Below are 16,230 nucleotides of genomic sequence, written 5' to 3'. Positions count from 1 at the left end.
CAAATAACAAAACATGGCAGTACTTGAGATTAGGGATTTGCACGTCCAAAGAGAAGGAAAGCTAATTCTCAAAGGCGTGAATCTAAAGACGGGTCCGGGAGAGGTCCATGCAATAATGGGTCCAAACGGCTCCGGAAAAAGCACACTTGCCTACACTCTTCTCGGTCATCCAAAATACGAGGTGACGCAGGGACAAATTCTGCTTGACGGCGAAGACATCACACATGCATCAACTGACGAGCGGGCAAAAAAAGGACTGTTTTTGGGATTCCAGTATCCGACAGAGGTATCGGGCGTCGGCTTTTCGCACTTTCTTAGAACATCATACAACGCATTAAGCAAATCACTTGCATCCAGTGACAGAGAGGTGTTCATCACAGTTAGAGAATTTCAAAATTATCTGAAAAAGAACTTACAGACAGTAGGCCTTGGCGATGACTTTCTCTCAAGATATCTAAACGAGGGATTTTCTGGCGGAGAAAAGAAAAGATCCGAAGTGCTCCAGATGGCAGTCCTAAAACCCAAAGTCTCCATCCTAGACGAGCCAGACTCGGGTCTTGACATTGATGCGGTGCAGGCAGTTGCAAAGGCAATCAGCGACGTCTCAACACCAGATGCAACAATCATAGTTATTACCCATTATGCGAGAATTCTAAAATTCCTCAAAAAATTAGACTATGTGCACGTGTTTGCACGAGGGCAAGTCCTAAAATCAGGAGATGCCTCACTTGCAGACGAGCTAGAGAAGAAAGGCTACGACTGGATCGTAAACGCATAGAACTAAATTTGTTATACCAAGTGCACGTCGAGTTCAACTCAGATTCTATCACAGTAGACGGCAATGAGATAACAATCGGCGTAAAATCAAAACCGGTAGACGGTCAGGCAAACAAGGAAGTCATAAAGAAAATGGCAAAACATTTCGGCGTGTCTTCTGCAAACGTGTCAATAAAAAAAGGTCACAAGTCAAGGGACAAAATTATTGAGATAGTCTAGCTACGAATCTAGTTTTTCCCGGTGCTGTTTTTCTCTTTTTTCAATTTCCAAAAATTCGTTTAAGCAGTAATAGTCAAAGACCCTCATTTGTTTTTCTGCTGCCTTTTCTTTGAACTTTAAAATGTCTGGCACTAGCAAGCCTTGTGCTGCCAAGAATGCCTCATCGGGCTTTCCTAATTTTGTGTACGCCTCAGATTTTGCAAGCCCTGCCTCTTTGATGGTATTATCGACTGACTGCACCTTGTCATAGATAGGTATGGCATCGGCATACCGTTCTAGGTATGAAAGAGTGATTGCCTTGTTCATGAGCGCAGTCGTGTTGTTTGGGTTAATTTTGAGTGATGCATCATAACTTGATATTGCCTCATCATGTCGGTTTAGCTCATTTAGCGCCAACCCCTTGCTGTCAAGTGTCCAAGAGTCTTGTTGATTTTTTTCTAGGAGCTTGTCGCAGCACAAGATAATTTGATCGTGTTTTTTTAGTCGCTCCAGCGCAAATATTTTGTTTTTTAGCGCATATTCATCAATGGGATTCATTTGCAAGACAGTGTCACAGTACGATATCACATCATCATACTTGCCGACTTGCAATAGCGCAGTCGCTATGTTTTGCAATGCAACCAAGTCCTTCGGGTCTGACTCTAGCATGGTTTGGCAGTATGTGAATATTTCATGCCATTTTTGTTCAGAATAGAGTTTCTTTATTACGTCTATGGGATTTCCAAGATAGCTCAATGGATACAGTATGGAAATGGCGCAAAATTAAGCTTTCAAAGCATTGTAGGAATGCAGTCTTTGACTGAAATCTGTCGATGTCAATTACAAAATTAAACATGATAACCTCGGCAAAGACGATTGCAGAAATCAGTGCCAGAGACACATGCCCAAGATACGCCAGATATTCGGTAACTCCTATTGCAGCCATCAGCTCAAGCCCGGTGCACGTGAACAGAAACAAAAGCTGCCATTTCAGGTATTACGATACGGCAAAACAGACAAGCACTCATCCAATTTGGCGGTGTTTTCGGTCTTGAGAAAGTTGATTATTGTTAAATATGGTCATAGGAAAAACCAATCATGGAAGAATCAAAGCGGACGTTTTTCAATTTCTCGTTTTTTAAAATAGATCCAAAGTGGAGATGGATGGCAGACTTGGCAAAAGAAGAATCTGCCAAGGAAATAGAGCAAGTGATTCGGAACTCCAAGGTAAAATTCAGGGCATACTCCACATTAGGGCTGAGAGATGATGCCGAGTTTTTGTTCTGGTTTTCCGCAGACAATGTCGAAGCAATCCAAGAGGTCATCTCAAAGATATACCTGACGGTATTTGGGAAATACATCATTCCATCTCATGTTTACCTTTCCTCAACTAGGCAGTCAATGTACGCAAAGGCAGGCAGGGTCTCATCTTTTGTTGAGGGAAATGATCCGCTAAGATACGCAGTCGTTTATCCATTCATCAAGACGCGAGAGTGGTACCTTCTGCCGGTGGAACAACGAAAGAAGATGATGGACGAGCACATCATGGTCGGTCAGAAATTTCCGCAAGTTGTGCTAAACACGACGTATTCTTTTGGAATCCACGACGAGGATTTCATGTTGGCATTTGAAACAGACAACCTGCACGCGTTTCAGGATTTGATAATGGAGCTGCGCGAAACCCAGGTCTCAAGGTATATTGAGCGAGACACGCCGATGATTGTCTGCGTCAAGAAAGATATTATTCCGCTAATTGCAAGTCTTGGGTAGATGAACGCGCTAAAGGAGTGGGCAACAGTTGTCAAGGCACTTGAATCAGGAGACCAGACAGTCATTTTGCGAAAAGGCGGAATACTGGAAGTCGCGTCCGGATTTGTAGTAGAATCAAAAAAGTTTCTTCTTTTTCCCACATTTGAGCACCAAACCTACGACAACCTAAAGCCGCAGTTTCGCAAGTATTTGGATATCGCAATGGGGCAGAAACCAAAGGAGGGACAAAACAAGATAACATCGTATGCCGAAGTCCTATCAGAATCAGACGTATTATCTGACGATAAAATTAATCAGCTATCTCAGTTCCACATTTGGAGTGATCCATACATTGCGACAAGAAGGAACTGGATGCCAGACAAGCCAATGAAGGCAGTGTTTCTCAAAGTATACAAGGTGCCCGAATTTGAAATTCCGCTAAAACCAGAATATCAGGGCTGCAAATCTTGGATAGACATAAATGCAAATCTCAGTTCTGGAGAATCAGTTTTGAGCCAGACAGAACTCGATTTGAGATTGGCAAAGTTCAAGGAGATCGTAAATTGAAATACAAGACGCTTGGAAAATCAGGAATCAAAGTATCCGAAATAGGATTTGGGGCGTGGACAATTGCGCTTGACTGGTGGGGCAAAAAAATAGAGGACGACGAGGCAAAAAGAATGCTCAGACGTGCGTACGATTTAGGAATCAACTTTTTTGAGACGGGAGACATGTACGGCAAGGGAAAAAGCGAAAAGCTGATCGGTGAGGCGTTCAAGGGAATGAGAAGCGACATAGTCATCTCCACAAAATACGGTTACGAGTTTGAAGGCGCACAGCAAATTGGCCACAGCGAGCTGCCGCAAAGATTTGACCCATTGTTCACAGAGCACGCGCTGGAAAAAAGCCTTGAAAGACTTCAGACAGACTACATTGACGTGTATGGACTGCACAATCCAAAAATGTACCACATCAAAGACGACGTGATATTCCATACGCTTGACAATAAGATTAATGAAGGAAAAATAAACACGTACCAAGTTGCACTCGGTCCGGCAATAGGCTGGACGCAGGAAGGCCTAGAGGCTATGAACCGAAAGAACGTTTCCGCCGTCCAGACAGTGTACAACATTTTGGAGCAGACGCCTGGAAACGAGTTAATCGAGGCAGCCGAGAGAAAGAACGTCGGGATCTTGGTTCGTGTCCCTGACGCATCAGGCATATTGACAGGAAAGGTGTCAGCAGATACAAAAATTGATGAAAAAGATCATCGCTCTGTTCGAAAGGGGGAGTGGGTCAAGGCATCACTTGCCAAAGTAGAACAGCTAAGGCCAATTGCCAACAGAAACGGCCTTAACATTACGGAGCTTGCAATCAAATTCATCATATCAAAGAGGGCAGTCTCGTCTGTTTTGCCAACTGTGATCAGCACAGAAGAAATCGAAATGTTTTCCGCAATGTCAGACGGAAAATACCTAAGCTCACAGGACATGAGAGAGATAACAGATTTGTACAACTCTTGGCCTCCGTACGAGATCAAGTCAACTATTCAAGCTGCATAATTTCTGATTTTCCGATTTGGAATCTGAATTTTGCTATTATTGCACAAATTGCATGAAAGATTAGATCAGAGTTCCATCATATTAAATAGCGGAAAATCGCTTTTTTGATCATGGATGCAGAAAACAATGCCAAACGAGCATTGCTTGCTTTTGCAGTAGAAAGCACCCTCCTAAGAATGGGAAAGCCAGAATATGAAAAAGTTGTATCCAAGCTAGAAAAGGATTACAATTGCTACATTCCAGATTGTCATGAAAATCCAGAATTTCTAAAAAGAGTATTGCAGGACATTTTTGGTGACGCCTACGACGACATCATAAATGAAATAAGGGCAGAATTAGGCGAGTTCGTCTCCCAGAAATACTTTGACGATTTTATCAAGGCACTAGCAAGATAGAAAACCAATTTTAAGATCTCTTACACACAGGATTACAAGCATGCAAAAACTCTCACAGAAAGAATTTTTGCTATTCTCACTGGTATCAGCAGTAGTTGTTTTTCTTCTTGCGGGATTTTTTCATGAAGATGACTATCCCTTAATTGAAAACCAGTTCTACTATACTGACATATTTTTTGTTACAGTACCGATAATCGCAGTTGCATTCTCAATAATTCTAGTCATAAGACATGGCTTAACCGGTAATAACTCCAAGGCATGGATCCTGTATTGTGCAGCTACGATAATGTGGTTTGCAGCAGATCAGACGTATTACCATTTTGGGGAGTACGCAGCAGAAAACAACAACTCGTATTTGGTTGACTTTTTTTATTTTACCAGTTATTTTCTGTATTTTGGGTTTATGATTTTCTATTTGATTCCAAGAAAAAACAAAATTACAAAAAAGAACATCGTTCTTTCTGCTGTAATTTCCACCAGCTTCATAATGCCGTCATTTTACTTTGTCACACAAAGCACTCCCAGCGACAACTTTGAGACGACAATAAACTTGGTCTATCCATTTCTTGACGCACTAGTGTTTGTTCCTGCGTTTATCTCGGTAATTTTATTTTTCAGAGGGCAGGTCAACTTTCTGTGGGTCACGGTGACGCTGAGCTTGATTTGTATGGCTGCTGCAGACACCATATTTTTGATCGAAAGGTACTACGGCGTGTTTTCAGCAAGCAGTGCCGCAAACTTGTTTTTTGCATGGAGATGGATATTTCTGATTTTTGGTTCTTATAGCCACATCAAAATTTTTGGCGCGACAAAAAACAGCCTTACTAAACAGTAATGGTTTCTTCGATTTTGAATTCGTTTTCCGTAAAATATTCTACTCGTGTCTTTTTGAATTCGCGTGAGCTAAACAGAATTCTGTAATCATCCACCTTGATTTGCTTCTGGATTTCTTTTGCTACGTCCTCTGCCTCCGGAATAGACTTGCAGTGCACCATTGAAAACACGTTGTACTGCCAGTCCTGATACGAAGGTCTTTGATAGCAGTGACTTACCTGCGGAAACGCACCAAGAATTTCACCCACATCCTCAATTCGAGGCTCCGGTACATTCCAGACAATCATTCCGTTTGCCGTAAATCCGACGTCTCGGTGTCTTAAAATGGCAGCATACCTTCTCATGACGCCGATTTTTTCATACCGTTTTAGTTGCTCAAAGACTTGGTCTTCTGTCATGCCAAGGTTTTTGGCTGCTTGTAGGAACGGCCTGTCCACCACCTCAAGGTCCTTTTGCAGTTGCCTTATGAACTCCTTGTCTTTTTCAGTTGGGACGAACTTGGTTTCAACGATTTGCTTTTTTTCCTCGGACGGCTTTACTTCCTGTTTTTTCTCATCGACCATCTCAAGTTTTACGCCAATTTTGAATAGCTTGATAGTTGGAAGCAGTCTGACCTTTTTTATTCCGCCAAGTTTTGAAAATTTGTCAACTTCTGTTTTAAGATCAGTGCCAGGAGGGGTTGCCAGTGTAAACCAGAGATTGTACTCGTGGTTTCGCTCATAGTTGTGGGAGACTCCGGGATGGCGATTAATTTGATTTGCAACATAATCCAGCCTATCTGGTTCTATCGACATTGCGACAAGTGAGCTCTTGTATCCAAGCTTTCTTGTGTCAAAAATTGCCGAGAGCTGTCGCAGGACTCCAACCGATTTTAGGTTAGAAATTCTATTTTTCATCTCATCGGTGGTGAGGTGAAACCTGTTTGCAAGCTCCTTGTACGGCTCAGACACTAGAGGAAACGACCACTGAATCTCATTTAGTATTTCTTTGTCAAGGGAATCCAGTGATGCCATACTGGCTTTAGTGTTAGTTTTCAATTAAAAACGTAACGAGAGTCTGGGAATCCTATAAATACAAAACCAGATGTGCCAGATCGTGATTGTCGACCTCAATTTGAGGGGAAAATTAGTCATCGTTGTAGGTGCAGGTCAGGAAGGCCTAAAAAAAGTAAATTCGCTCCTGACCCAGGACTGCCAAATTCTAGTAATCAGCGATTCTGCAAACACGCAGATAACAAATTATGCAAAAAACGGCAAAATAGAGTTCAAAAAAACAAGACTGGACAATGCAGACTTTCTAGAGGAATATGATCCCATTTTGGTGATGGCTGCAACAGATGACAGAGAGCTGAACCGAAAGATCGTCCAAAAGGCAAAGAAAAAAAGAGCGTACGCATACGCAGCAGATGACCCCAACTTTAGCGACTTTGCGCACCCGTCTGTGATCAATATTGAAGATACCGTCCAGATTGCCATATCGACTGGTGGCAGGAGTCCCGCGATGGCGCGAAAGATAAAGCTAAAGGCAGAAAAAATATTCAACGACATAATCGACAAGGAGGACATCTACCAGATCAAGCTGCAAAAAATAGCAAGAGACATGGCAAAAGAAAAGATCCCCACAATCACAGAGCGAAAAAAGTTCCTTTATTCTGTATTAAATAGTAACAAGATAAAACAGTTATTAAAAGAAGGTAATTTGCAAACTGCACAAAAGGAAATGATCAGAATTTTAGGGGATTGGAAATGAGCAACATAATAAACGCGAGAGTGACGTTTCACAATTCACCGATCCACATTTTAGAAAGGTTCACGTTCAAGGATATCGACTCGGCATACGAATATTTCAAAGAGTATTCTGGGCTAAAAGAATGCGTCATACTTCAAACATGCAACAGGGTCGAAGTCTTCGGCCTGTCAAACGATTTCAACATTCAAAAAATCAAAAAAACTTGGGCATCGCTTGCAGGACTAGAAGAAGTGGCGTTTAAGGAGAATTTCGAGATATCTGAAAACATTGACGTCTATTCGCACTTGTTAAAGCTCACATCAGGTCTTGATTCCATGGTGGTCGGAGAGGAGCAAATTCTAGGCCAAATAAAAGAAGCAATAACAAATGCAAGGGAGATCAGGGCGTCAGGAGAATACCTAAACACGCTATTTGACAAGGCAATCAGAATAGGAACAAGGGTAAGAAACTCTACTGGGATAAGCAAGGGAAGCATCTCGGTTGGCTCGATGGCAGTAAAGCTTGCAGAGGAAAACATTGATGATCTAAAATCAAAAAAGATTCTCCTCATTGGGACTGGCGAGGCAGCTACAATGGTTGCAAAATCACTAAACAAGCGAGGATACGAGTTTTTTGTGACAAGCAGGACGCTGGACAGATCAAAAGCATTTGCCGAGACAGTCGGCGGAAACCCGATTGGTTTTGAGGATGTGTTGTCGGGCTTTTCAAACTACGACGTGTTGTTTGTTGCCACAATTGCACCGTACTTTTTAGTTACATTTGAGAGAATCAAAGAGGCGATGAATGATAAAAAAACAGGAATGATGATACTTGATTTGTCAAACCCAAGAACAGTTGATGAAAAGGTCACCACCATCCACGGAATAAAGATGATGAATCTGGACCAAATCGCAGAAATTGTCGATAAAAACATGAGAAACAGGGTAAATGAGAAGACATATGCAGAAAAAATAATTAGTGAAGAGATATCAGTACTTGAAGCCCAGATGAAAAGACTAGAAGTAGAGCCGGTAGTCAAGGAGATATTCAAGGACATTGACACCCGCAGAGTAAAGGAATTGGAAAAGGCGCTATCAATGCTTGGCGAAACAGACCAGGAAAAAATCAAGATAATCGAGGATTTGACAAAGGCAGTAGTCGAGGGAATAATTGCAGAGCCGATGAACAACATCAGACGCGCATCAGAGCAGTCAGATGAGGAACTGCTAAAAGCTGCTACAAAGCTTTTCGATTACAAGAAAAAAAGCGAGTAGATTTTCCAAAACGCACCAGACTAGAATTATATTGCTTTGGATGGGATTTTGTTCATGACGTCTTCTTTTCCCACAAGACGACTGCGAAGATTGCGCAGAAATGAGAAAATGCGCAACCTAGTTCAGGAAATTACATTTTCTCCAAACGATTTGATTTGCCCAGTGTTTGTCCAGGAGGACCTCAAGTCAAGAATTCAGGTGGACTCCATGGCAGAAATCGAGCGACTCCCGCTATCAGACATAACAAGAGAAGTAGAGGAGATAAAAAATCTCAAAATTCCAGCAATCATGTTATTTGGAGTTCCTGCAAAAAAAGACGACGCGGGAACAGCGGCGTTTGTTGACGACGGAATTGTCCAAAAGGCAATATCAGAAATCAGGAAAAACTTTGGCGACAGCATTGTAATAATGGCAGATGTCTGCCTTTGCCAGTACACTACATCGGGGCACTGCGGCCTGCTCAAGGGAAACCACATAGATAATGACTCCAGTAATGAGACACTTGCAAAAATAGCACTCAGCCAGGCAAGGGCCGGGGTAGATATCGTATCACCGTCTGCCATGATGGATGGCCAGGTCAAGGCAATCAGGGAAAGATTAGACAGGGAGGGGTTTACCGATGTCGGAATAATGTCGCATTCTGCAAAACACCGCTCTTCATTTTATTCCCCATTTAGGGATATGGCATCATGCGCCCCACAATTTGGGGACAGAAAATCATACCAGGTCCCATTTACCAACCCAAGGGAGGCAATGCGGGAAATAGAATCAGACATCAACGAAGGAGTCGACATAGTGATGGTAAAACCTGCACTTGCATATCTTGATTTGATTGCAGAGGCAAAACGAAGATTCAACATTCCAATATCTGCTTATTCGGTGTCAGGAGAATATGCACTAGTCAAGGGCGCAGCAAAGCATGGGTGGATAAATGAAACTGATGTAATGTCAGAAATTTTGTTTTCAATTAAAAGAGCTGGTGCAGACATGATTGTCACGTATTTTGCAAAAATGATGGCAAAACAGTTGAACAATCCATGAGAAATGACGAGCGTTTTGAGATAGAGCGTGCATATGATTTGCTCCCGCATGTGGTGGGGGCAAGCTGGGCATGTATTTGGTTCCGGCTAAACAAGATAAAAAAGCCGACAATCGAAGAATTTCGCCAAAAGACAGTCGAGTATTTTGCAACAATAGAGAAACTAGACGAGTCATACCCAGACGAGGAATCATTTTTGGAGATAAAAAAATACATGAAAATCCGCTACAAGGAAGAAATTGAGAAAATTCTCATTGGGAAAAACCCGGAGATTGAGAAAAGATACTCCAGATACGTCGATTACGGCTAGATTTCCTGCCCCAATTCGGCAAGAAATTCCTTGAGGATTTTGGTTCTGCGCTTTGCCTCTTTTTTCGCAAATTTAGTATTCATCTTTTTTTCAAGAAGCAGCAGCTTGTGGTAAAAATGATCAACTGTCCAATTCTGGTCATCGGGGGCCCTGGTGCGACAGAAAGGATCAGTTGTGCTGTAAATCGGCCTATTTTCCGCACCCCCCACACTAAATGTCCGTGCAATTCCAATTGCGCCGAGGGCATCAAGCCTATCGGCATCCTGAAGAATCATCCCCTCTATTGTTTTTGGAGTCACGTTTCTTGAAAAGCTGTGATCTGCAATTGCATCGACGACTGTTTTTATTTCATTTTGCGTGTAATTGTATCTTTTCAGTATTTCTTTTGCCTTTTGCGCACTTTTGAGCGACGAAGTCTTTGATCTCTTGTCGGATTTTGGAAACGACACCACGTCATGGAGAAGTGCAGCCGCTAAAACCAAGTTCGGGTTTATATTTTCATGTTTTGCTATCTTCTTTACATTTTTACAGACCCGCATTACATGCTCAAAGTCGTGCGCAGGATCGTTTTGAATCTGCTTTCGCACTTGAAACTCCAGTCTTTTTAGATCGTTCATTTCACAATCTCCAAAGTTTCGGCTTTACGAATTGTATTTTTCTTTGCGTGATCAGCATGTTCCAGTTTATGCATGCAAAAAAGACAAGTATCAGAATACTCAGGACATCTACAAGTATTATTCCCAACATTCTGTCCTCGAATAGTTTTGCAAAAGGGGTCAGGACGACGTGGCTAATTGAAATCATCACATAGTATGATGTAACACGACCAAGCCAAAATCCAGTGTAAATTTGCACGCTTTTTGCCCTCATCAGGCCGTATCCGATAAAGAGCATGTTGCTTGGGAGAGGAGTCGATGCAAACAAAAACGAGGCAAGAAAATATCCAATCTTTTTTGACTTTAGGTAATTTGCAATTCCATCAAGGCTTGACTTTCTTTCCTCGCTCATGAATTTTCTAAAAAATCCACTAGTGTACATCAGAGCAACCCTCCCAATCGTTGCTCCAGTTGCCCCAACTATTGCAAGAAGTGCAGGGCTTAGCGTATCGTCCAGGGCATGAAACGACGCCAGAATGAGCCATGTTGGCGGCATCAGAATCGGTGCAGTGTTTACCAAAACAAGGAGGAGAAATATTCCAAAATATGAAAACTGGCTAAAAATCGAAAAAATATCCATTATGATGTGAATTTTTGTCTCAACTAAATTAGTTTGCAGGTTGAATTATGCCATAATGTGTCAGCAATGTGTAATTTTTGGTGTTTTTGATCCGATTATGCAAAAAAGTGGATGAAATATCCACTATCCTTAAATTTTATGAACGCTATATTATACCCATGAGTGCCAAGATGTGGAAGTGTTATCGATGCAACTTGACATTCAAAGAAGAATCGTCGGCAGATCTTCACAAGAGCCTTTCAGCCCACAACGTGTCATATGTTAACGCAATCGAAGTTTAGAAAGACTAGTTTTTGATTTGTCCTACAAGTGACAGTTTTGTAAAAAAGAGTGCAGAGGGTGGGATTTGAACCCACGAACCCCTAAAGGAAGGGATTTCTTATTTTTTGATCTTGAGTCCCTCTCGGTTGGCCGGGCTTCGATACCTCTGCAAATGCATTTTTCAAATCTGAGTATATAACTGATATAGTGGCAAAACGCACAAATTTTTCGCCGCCGGTGTAAAATTTATAGAATTTCTGGTCTATTTTCAAGAAACTAAAAAGCTTATTACTGGTTTATTTCAGATTTGATTTGTGGTAACAACAGCAGAAGCAAAAAACATGAGAAACAAAATCGACATAGAAGGAACAGTCGAAAGAATGGAAGCGCCACGAACAGTCAATCTAAAGATGGGCGGAACTACAGAGGTGTGCAATGCATTTCTAGTTGATGCAGCAGGAGAAATCAAGCTGACCCTTTGGGGAGACGAAATAACTAAGGTAAAGAACGGCTCTAAAATCCTAATCAAAAATGGATACACAAACACATTCAAAAACGAAGTTTCTCTTGGAAAAGGAAAATACGGCGAACTCATAGTAAAAGAATACTAGACAAAATTAGAAGAACGGTTTTTTCTATAATCAATTATAATTATTATTATTCCAACTATGGTGGTCAATATACCCACAATGAAGAAAGTCCCAGAAGCTGCAAGTGGGAGAAGGGATTTGCCAAGTGGTGAGTTCGGGTTGATTACAGATTCAGAGTCGTCTGGGTTTTCTGCAAACATCATCACCAGCGTAACGGGATTGCCGCCTTTGTTTTCTACGTTAAAATTGTAAACGTCGGATCTTGTTATTTCCAGTGTTTCAAAAAACACTGGCTGGCTTGTTGTGAATTTTCCAAAATCATCCCCATAGATGTTTGAAATAGAAATCGCAAGGCTTTCATCCATTTGGGGATCAATTACCTGAAATCCCCACATGAGCATTCTTGCGTCGCCCGATGCATCAAACGAGAAATATGCAGTATCCCCAGGCTGGATTTGTGTTTTTTCAGACACCTGATCAAACGCATCCTTTAGTACGTCTGGAAGTAAAAACTCATCACCAGTCATCCCTGAGCTTTCAAGTATAGAAATAGCGATAGAAAATGAAACGGTAAGCATTGCTATGCCTGCAAGCGAAACTATGATTCCTCTTTTTTTCATGTACAATAGCAACAAATTACTGTTTTATAACATATGCATAAAAAAAGTCAGATAATTAACGCCTTGACTTTTTCTTTTGCTTCTTCACGGATTTCTTTTTGGCTGCCTTTTTCTTTTTTGGTACAGCCTTTTTCATTGCTGTTTTCTTTTTTGTTGTCTTTTTCTTAGTCGCCTTTTTAGCTGCCGCTTTTCTTTTTGCGGCCGCCTTTTTAGCTGCCGCTTTTCTTTTTGTGGCCGCCTTTTTAGCTGCCGCTTTTCTTTTTCTTGCCAATTGTTCTGCCAGTTTCTTTGATACCACGTCTAGGATTTTGCTTACATTTTGTTCTTTTTTGACTGCAGTGTCGACGCGTTTTTTGAGTCGCTCAGAGTCAACTGTACTTGTTTTAATCTGGCTTAGCAGCACTGGTTTTGATTTTGCCTGTTTTTGGATTTGGTGCGAGGTTTTGGTTTTTGACTTTTTGAAGTCTTCAATCACCTTGACGAGTTTATCTGCTGCGGCCTGCCTTTGCTTTGCCTCCTCTTCTAGTTCTGCAATTTTCTGAATTATTTGCTCTAGCCTTTCTGCGGCAATTTGCTTTGCTCCCTCAGTTTCGGCATTCTGCAGGTCTGTTTCGGCCTGGTCTTTTGCGGCAATTTCTTGGGTTAGGCGTTCTTGTGCTGCAGAGGCAAGCCTCTCAAGGCTCTCCTTTCTTGCCACAACATGGTTAAATTCGGCATTAATTTCGCCTAGTTTTATCTTAGAATCCTCCATTCGGTGTTCAACTGACGATAATCCAGATGACGATCGGCGTGCCAGTGAAACTGCTTCTTTTAGCATTTTTTCTTGCAGTCTTCGCTGTTTTGCGGCGTCTAATTTTTCCTGTTTTAGCTTTTGCGCTAGTTTAGCTAATGAGGTCAATGAGAATCATCTCATGTGATTATCGATAAGGTATTACTATAATCAGTATTTGACTTGTAAGTTAAGAATTTTAACACTCGATCACGTGGTTTTTTTGTTTTCCCAGATGAATTAATTAAATTGCACGCATTTGTGAGTTTATGGAGTTCCATCCATCGCAGATACCAATTGTAAAAACATTTGTCACAAAAAACGAAAAGGAGGCATCCGCCTTTGCATCAGAAATGGTAAGACTAGGTTTTGAAAATCAGAAAGGCGGATACAAGGTACTGATGCCAAAGCAAAAAGACCTAGCAAAAAGAATCGGATTCATCGTGACAACTGAGATCAACTACATGCTAAGGCAGACAAAACAGGAAAGAAATCTAAGATATTGGACATATCACCACGACGCGGAAAACTATGCCATTGTCCTTATTAGTTCAAGAGTTCTTGACGAGCTAAACCTGTGACTTTTTGAAAAACTCGCTGAGCTTTACTTTTTTGCTTACCAGATTTGCAACGATTATTCCAAAAACAGTTCCCCCAAAGACATCCATCGGATAATGTTCCAAGACATAGACTCGGCTAATTGACTCCACGACAGGGAACAGCCACATCAGGTACCTGCCCCTTGGGAATCGCTCAGACAGGGCATATCCAAGTACAAAGGCCACGATTGCAGCCCTGGTTGCGTGACCGGATGGAAAAGAGCCGTCAGTCCCAATAACAAAGGTGTCCTGGCCTATCGCATATGGGAATTTTGAGCCCAAGAACTCAAGATCCGGGCGAGGGCTGTCTATCACATATCCTTTAAAGTATCCAGATGCAAGCGTTCCAATCACTATACACAACAAAAGCGTGATTCCTATTCTTCGCGTACGGCGTATGATTGCAAGTATTACGCTCAAAAGCAGAATCGATATGACATTGCCTATCTCAGTCATGCCCCACATGAAGAGATCTACGGCAGGGTTTCCTGCTATTGACTGAAAATACAGTATGATGGATTTATCAAAGCCAGACGTGATTTTTGCCTGTACCAGAACGGACATTACGATAAAGGCAAGTACAAACAGCAGAAACGCCCGTGATCTAACATCAAACAACCAGTTTTGCAACTATATCGCATCCATGCATGACATTTTTAATTTATCTCAAAGCGTCTAACCATATCGTACTGTAAATTGTTTTGGAGGAATGACTCTGATCGGCTGAAAGATTTTAAGCTGGCAGAAAAAGACAATGGATGTGAAGATTCTAACCCTTGACGATTTTGACTTGAAGGGAAAGACTGTTCTTTTGCGCGTTGACATGAATTGCCCGATTGATCCTGTAACGGAGGAAATTTCAGGGTCTAAAAGAATCGAAGAGGTAATCGAGACAATCAAGGCCCTAAGCGAGGCAAGAGTGGTTGTCGTATCTCACCAGGGACGAGTTGGAAACACAGATTATGTTGGAATGGAGCAGCACGCAAAAATTTTAGAAAAATTACTTGGTAAAAAAATCACGTATGTGCAGGATGTAATTGGCTCACTTGCGCAATCTGAAATAAAGAAAATGAAAGACGGCGACATCATGTTACTTGACAATCTGAGATTTTGTGCGGAGGAAAATTACGAGTTCACTCCAGAGAACGCGTCAAATACGATAATGGTAAAGAGACTGGGAAAACTTTTTGACTTGTGTGTTCTGGACTCATTTCCAAGTGCACATAGGTCGCACCCATCACTTGTAGGGTTTTCACATGTGATACCTGCATGTGCTGGAAAAATAGTAGAGCGCGAGGTGCGAAAGCTTGACGAGATACTAACAGTTGCAAAAGCGCCCCACGTCATTGTTCTTGGAGGCTCCAAGGTAACTGACAGGTTGGAAGCAATCAAGATGCTCATAAAGAGGGGCAGGGCAGACCAGATTCTCCTAACTGGCCTCATAGGCAACGTTTTCATGCGTGCTCAGGCACGAATCAAGTACCCCCTTGGAATCAAGGGCGAAGAGGAGGCAGTTGCAAAGGCTCACGCCCTGATGGGAGAATATCCAGACGTCTTCTTTACTCCAGTCGACGTGGCAATAAACAAAGACGGTGAAAGGTACGAGCTTGACGTCAGGGAGCTAAACAAGGGGGACCAGATTTATGACCTTGGTCCAAAAACAATAGAGCATTATTCCAGAATAATATCGAGTGCTGGAACTGTTTTCATCAGCGGGCCTGCGGGATTTTTTGAAAAAGAGAAATTCAGCTACGGCACAAGATCACTCCTAGAGGCAGTTGCAAACTCCATGGCAACAACAATAGTGAGTGGAGGACACCTCACATCGGCACTCAAAAAATACGGGCTGGCAGAAAAGATAACCCACATCAGCACGGCAGGCGGTGCACTGGTGCTATACCTGACTGGAGAAACACTTCCGATGATCCAGTCTTTGGAAAGCGCAGCTCAGAGATACAAGCCTAAATAGATGCCTTACATATAGGGCATACTCGCGGTTCGGATTTTCCAATCGGGGACTCGGCATTGCACGAATTGCATTTTACTTTTTCCACATCGTCAAATAATTTGAAATACTGAGTGGTAAAGTTTTGTGCGATGTTTCGCATCAGTCCGGCATCGCACAGATCTGTGAAATATTTTTCCACATCGTCTATCACAAGCGATTTGTCAATGGAGTTGTTTTGTTGGAGAATTTCAAATATTTCGTCGTTTGTGAATCTAATGTCCGGATTGTTGTATTTTTCAAAAATCACTTTGCGGATTTCTAATGAAACGTCAGCCAAGGTA

Annotated in this window: 23 protein-coding genes and 1 tRNA gene; 15 read left to right on the top strand and 9 right to left on the bottom strand. The window is 41.9% G+C overall.

Going from position 1 to position 16,230, the window contains the following annotated elements:
- Positions 1–13: 13 nt before the first annotated feature.
- Together sufC and NKMY2_RS04790 are read left to right on the top strand one after the other, a co-directional pair.
- On the top strand, positions 14–778 hold the full coding sequence (gene sufC, locus NKMY2_RS04795; RefSeq protein ID WP_042685330.1) for a Fe-S cluster assembly ATPase SufC: 765 nt from the start codon (positions 14–16) through the stop codon (positions 776–778).
- An 8-nt stretch (positions 779–786) separates the two neighbouring features.
- Positions 787–996: a DUF167 domain-containing protein gene (locus tag NKMY2_RS04790; RefSeq protein ID WP_042685329.1), complete on the top strand. Its 210-nt coding sequence runs from the start codon at positions 787–789 to the stop codon at positions 994–996.
- Here NKMY2_RS04790 and NKMY2_RS04785 read toward each other — a convergent pair whose 3' ends face one another.
- A complete protein-coding gene (locus tag NKMY2_RS04785; RefSeq protein ID WP_042685325.1) occupies positions 997–1,731 on the bottom strand; it encodes a tetratricopeptide repeat protein in 735 nt (244 codons plus the stop codon).
- 339 nt (positions 1,732–2,070) lie between these two features.
- On the opposite strand from NKMY2_RS04785, the gene NKMY2_RS04775 reads away from it, so the two are divergent.
- From NKMY2_RS04775 to NKMY2_RS04755, 5 genes are all read left to right on the top strand, one after another.
- Positions 2,071–2,745, top strand: a complete 675-nt coding sequence (locus tag NKMY2_RS04775; RefSeq protein ID WP_042685321.1) for a chlorite dismutase family protein — start codon at positions 2,071–2,073, stop codon at positions 2,743–2,745.
- Positions 2,746–3,291, top strand: a complete 546-nt coding sequence (locus tag NKMY2_RS04770; RefSeq protein WP_042685319.1) for a DUF1802 family protein — start codon at positions 2,746–2,748, stop codon at positions 3,289–3,291.
- Positions 3,288–4,286: an aldo/keto reductase gene (locus tag NKMY2_RS04765; protein ID WP_042685315.1), complete on the top strand. Its 999-nt coding sequence runs from the start codon at positions 3,288–3,290 to the stop codon at positions 4,284–4,286. The genes NKMY2_RS04770 and NKMY2_RS04765 overlap by 4 nt, the downstream gene beginning before the upstream one ends.
- Positions 4,287–4,396: 110 nt before the next feature.
- Positions 4,397–4,681 carry a hypothetical protein gene (locus NKMY2_RS04760; RefSeq protein WP_042685311.1) on the top strand — a complete coding sequence of 95 codons (285 nt, stop codon included), beginning with the start codon at positions 4,397–4,399 and terminating at the stop codon, positions 4,679–4,681.
- Between the two features lie 40 nt (positions 4,682–4,721).
- Positions 4,722–5,516, top strand: coding sequence for a hypothetical protein (locus tag NKMY2_RS04755; protein WP_042685309.1), 795 nt, complete (start codon positions 4,722–4,724; stop codon positions 5,514–5,516).
- Here NKMY2_RS04755 and ahbA read toward each other — a convergent pair.
- Positions 5,506–6,519 (bottom strand): siroheme decarboxylase subunit alpha, encoded by a 1,014-nt coding sequence (gene ahbA, locus NKMY2_RS04750; protein ID WP_042685380.1) that lies wholly within the window; start codon positions 6,517–6,519, stop codon positions 5,506–5,508. The genes NKMY2_RS04755 and ahbA overlap by 11 nt on opposite strands.
- Positions 6,520–6,610: 91 nt before the next feature.
- On the opposite strand from ahbA, the gene NKMY2_RS04745 reads away from it, so the two are divergent.
- Genes NKMY2_RS04745 through NKMY2_RS04730 form a run of 4 tightly spaced genes read left to right on the top strand, consistent with a single transcriptional unit; the run spans position 6,611 to position 9,866 of the window.
- Positions 6,611–7,264, top strand: coding sequence for a precorrin-2 dehydrogenase/sirohydrochlorin ferrochelatase family protein (locus NKMY2_RS04745; RefSeq protein WP_042685377.1), 654 nt, complete (start codon positions 6,611–6,613; stop codon positions 7,262–7,264).
- The gene (gene hemA / locus NKMY2_RS04740; protein ID WP_042685306.1) at positions 7,261–8,517 is read left to right on the top strand and encodes a glutamyl-tRNA reductase; all 1,257 of its coding nucleotides are present in this window, start codon (positions 7,261–7,263) and stop codon (positions 8,515–8,517) included. The genes NKMY2_RS04745 and hemA overlap by 4 nt, the downstream gene beginning before the upstream one ends.
- Positions 8,518–8,571: 54 nt before the next feature.
- A complete protein-coding gene (gene hemB, locus NKMY2_RS04735) occupies positions 8,572–9,558 on the top strand; it encodes a porphobilinogen synthase (protein ID WP_042685375.1) in 987 nt (328 codons plus the stop codon).
- On the top strand, positions 9,555–9,866 hold the full coding sequence (locus tag NKMY2_RS04730; RefSeq protein ID WP_042685303.1) for a hypothetical protein: 312 nt from the start codon (positions 9,555–9,557) through the stop codon (positions 9,864–9,866). Before hemB ends, NKMY2_RS04730 begins: the two co-directional genes overlap by 4 nt.
- Here NKMY2_RS04730 and NKMY2_RS04725 read toward each other — a convergent pair.
- The gene (locus NKMY2_RS04725; protein ID WP_042685301.1) at positions 9,863–10,483 is read right to left on the bottom strand and encodes an HD domain-containing protein; all 621 of its coding nucleotides are present in this window, start codon (positions 10,481–10,483) and stop codon (positions 9,863–9,865) included. The two genes, NKMY2_RS04730 and NKMY2_RS04725, sit on opposite strands and share 4 nt — an antisense overlap.
- Before the next feature lies 1 nt (position 10,484).
- Complete coding sequence (locus NKMY2_RS04720) at positions 10,485–11,105, bottom strand: hypothetical protein (RefSeq protein ID WP_042685298.1); 621 nt, start codon at positions 11,103–11,105, stop codon at positions 10,485–10,487.
- Positions 11,106–11,260: 155 nt separating this feature from the next.
- Here NKMY2_RS04720 and NKMY2_RS11010 point away from each other — a divergent pair, with 155 nt between their 5' ends.
- The gene (locus NKMY2_RS11010; RefSeq protein WP_255347545.1) at positions 11,261–11,383 is read left to right on the top strand and encodes a hypothetical protein; all 123 of its coding nucleotides are present in this window, start codon (positions 11,261–11,263) and stop codon (positions 11,381–11,383) included.
- Positions 11,384–11,433: 50 nt separating this feature from the next.
- Here NKMY2_RS11010 and NKMY2_RS04715 read toward each other — a convergent pair.
- Positions 11,434–11,533 (bottom strand) — tRNA-Leu (locus tag NKMY2_RS04715).
- A 144-nt stretch (positions 11,534–11,677) separates the two neighbouring features.
- Here NKMY2_RS04715 and NKMY2_RS04710 point away from each other — a divergent pair.
- Positions 11,678–11,974, top strand: coding sequence for a single stranded DNA-binding domain-containing protein (locus NKMY2_RS04710; protein ID WP_042685295.1), 297 nt, complete (start codon positions 11,678–11,680; stop codon positions 11,972–11,974).
- On the opposite strand, the gene NKMY2_RS04705 is transcribed toward NKMY2_RS04710, so the two are convergent.
- Positions 11,971–12,573 (bottom strand): hypothetical protein, encoded by a 603-nt coding sequence (locus NKMY2_RS04705; protein ID WP_042685293.1) that lies wholly within the window; start codon positions 12,571–12,573, stop codon positions 11,971–11,973. The two genes, NKMY2_RS04710 and NKMY2_RS04705, sit on opposite strands and share 4 nt — an antisense overlap.
- Before the next feature lie 55 nt (positions 12,574–12,628).
- The gene (locus tag NKMY2_RS10220; RefSeq protein WP_052347518.1) at positions 12,629–13,471 is read right to left on the bottom strand and encodes a hypothetical protein; all 843 of its coding nucleotides are present in this window, start codon (positions 13,469–13,471) and stop codon (positions 12,629–12,631) included.
- 140 nt (positions 13,472–13,611) lie between these two features.
- Here NKMY2_RS10220 and NKMY2_RS04695 point away from each other — a divergent pair, with 140 nt between their 5' ends.
- Entirely contained in the window at positions 13,612–13,923 is a 312-nt protein-coding gene (locus NKMY2_RS04695; protein WP_042685291.1) for a hypothetical protein, read from the top strand.
- On the opposite strand, the gene NKMY2_RS04690 is transcribed toward NKMY2_RS04695, so the two are convergent.
- The gene (locus NKMY2_RS04690) at positions 13,912–14,571 is read right to left on the bottom strand and encodes a phosphatase PAP2 family protein (RefSeq protein ID WP_042685288.1); all 660 of its coding nucleotides are present in this window, start codon (positions 14,569–14,571) and stop codon (positions 13,912–13,914) included. The two genes, NKMY2_RS04695 and NKMY2_RS04690, sit on opposite strands and share 12 nt — an antisense overlap.
- A 124-nt stretch (positions 14,572–14,695) precedes the next feature.
- Between NKMY2_RS04690 and NKMY2_RS04685 the strand changes: the two genes are divergently transcribed.
- Complete coding sequence (locus NKMY2_RS04685) at positions 14,696–15,910, top strand: phosphoglycerate kinase (RefSeq protein ID WP_042685286.1); 1,215 nt, start codon at positions 14,696–14,698, stop codon at positions 15,908–15,910.
- Here NKMY2_RS04685 and NKMY2_RS04680 read toward each other — a convergent pair.
- Positions 15,903–16,226 (bottom strand): hypothetical protein, encoded by a 324-nt coding sequence (locus NKMY2_RS04680; protein WP_042685281.1) that lies wholly within the window; start codon positions 16,224–16,226, stop codon positions 15,903–15,905. The genes NKMY2_RS04685 and NKMY2_RS04680 overlap by 8 nt on opposite strands.
- Between the last annotated feature and the right edge of the window lie 4 nt (positions 16,227–16,230).

It is taken from the genome of Candidatus Nitrosotenuis chungbukensis (genome assembly GCF_000685395.1).
In the GTDB taxonomy this organism is placed as follows: Archaea; Thermoproteota; Nitrososphaeria; order Nitrososphaerales; family Nitrosopumilaceae; genus Nitrosotenuis; species Nitrosotenuis chungbukensis.
The sequence above is the reverse complement of the archived record's forward strand: the minus strand, read 5'-3'. Positions and strand labels throughout refer to the sequence as shown.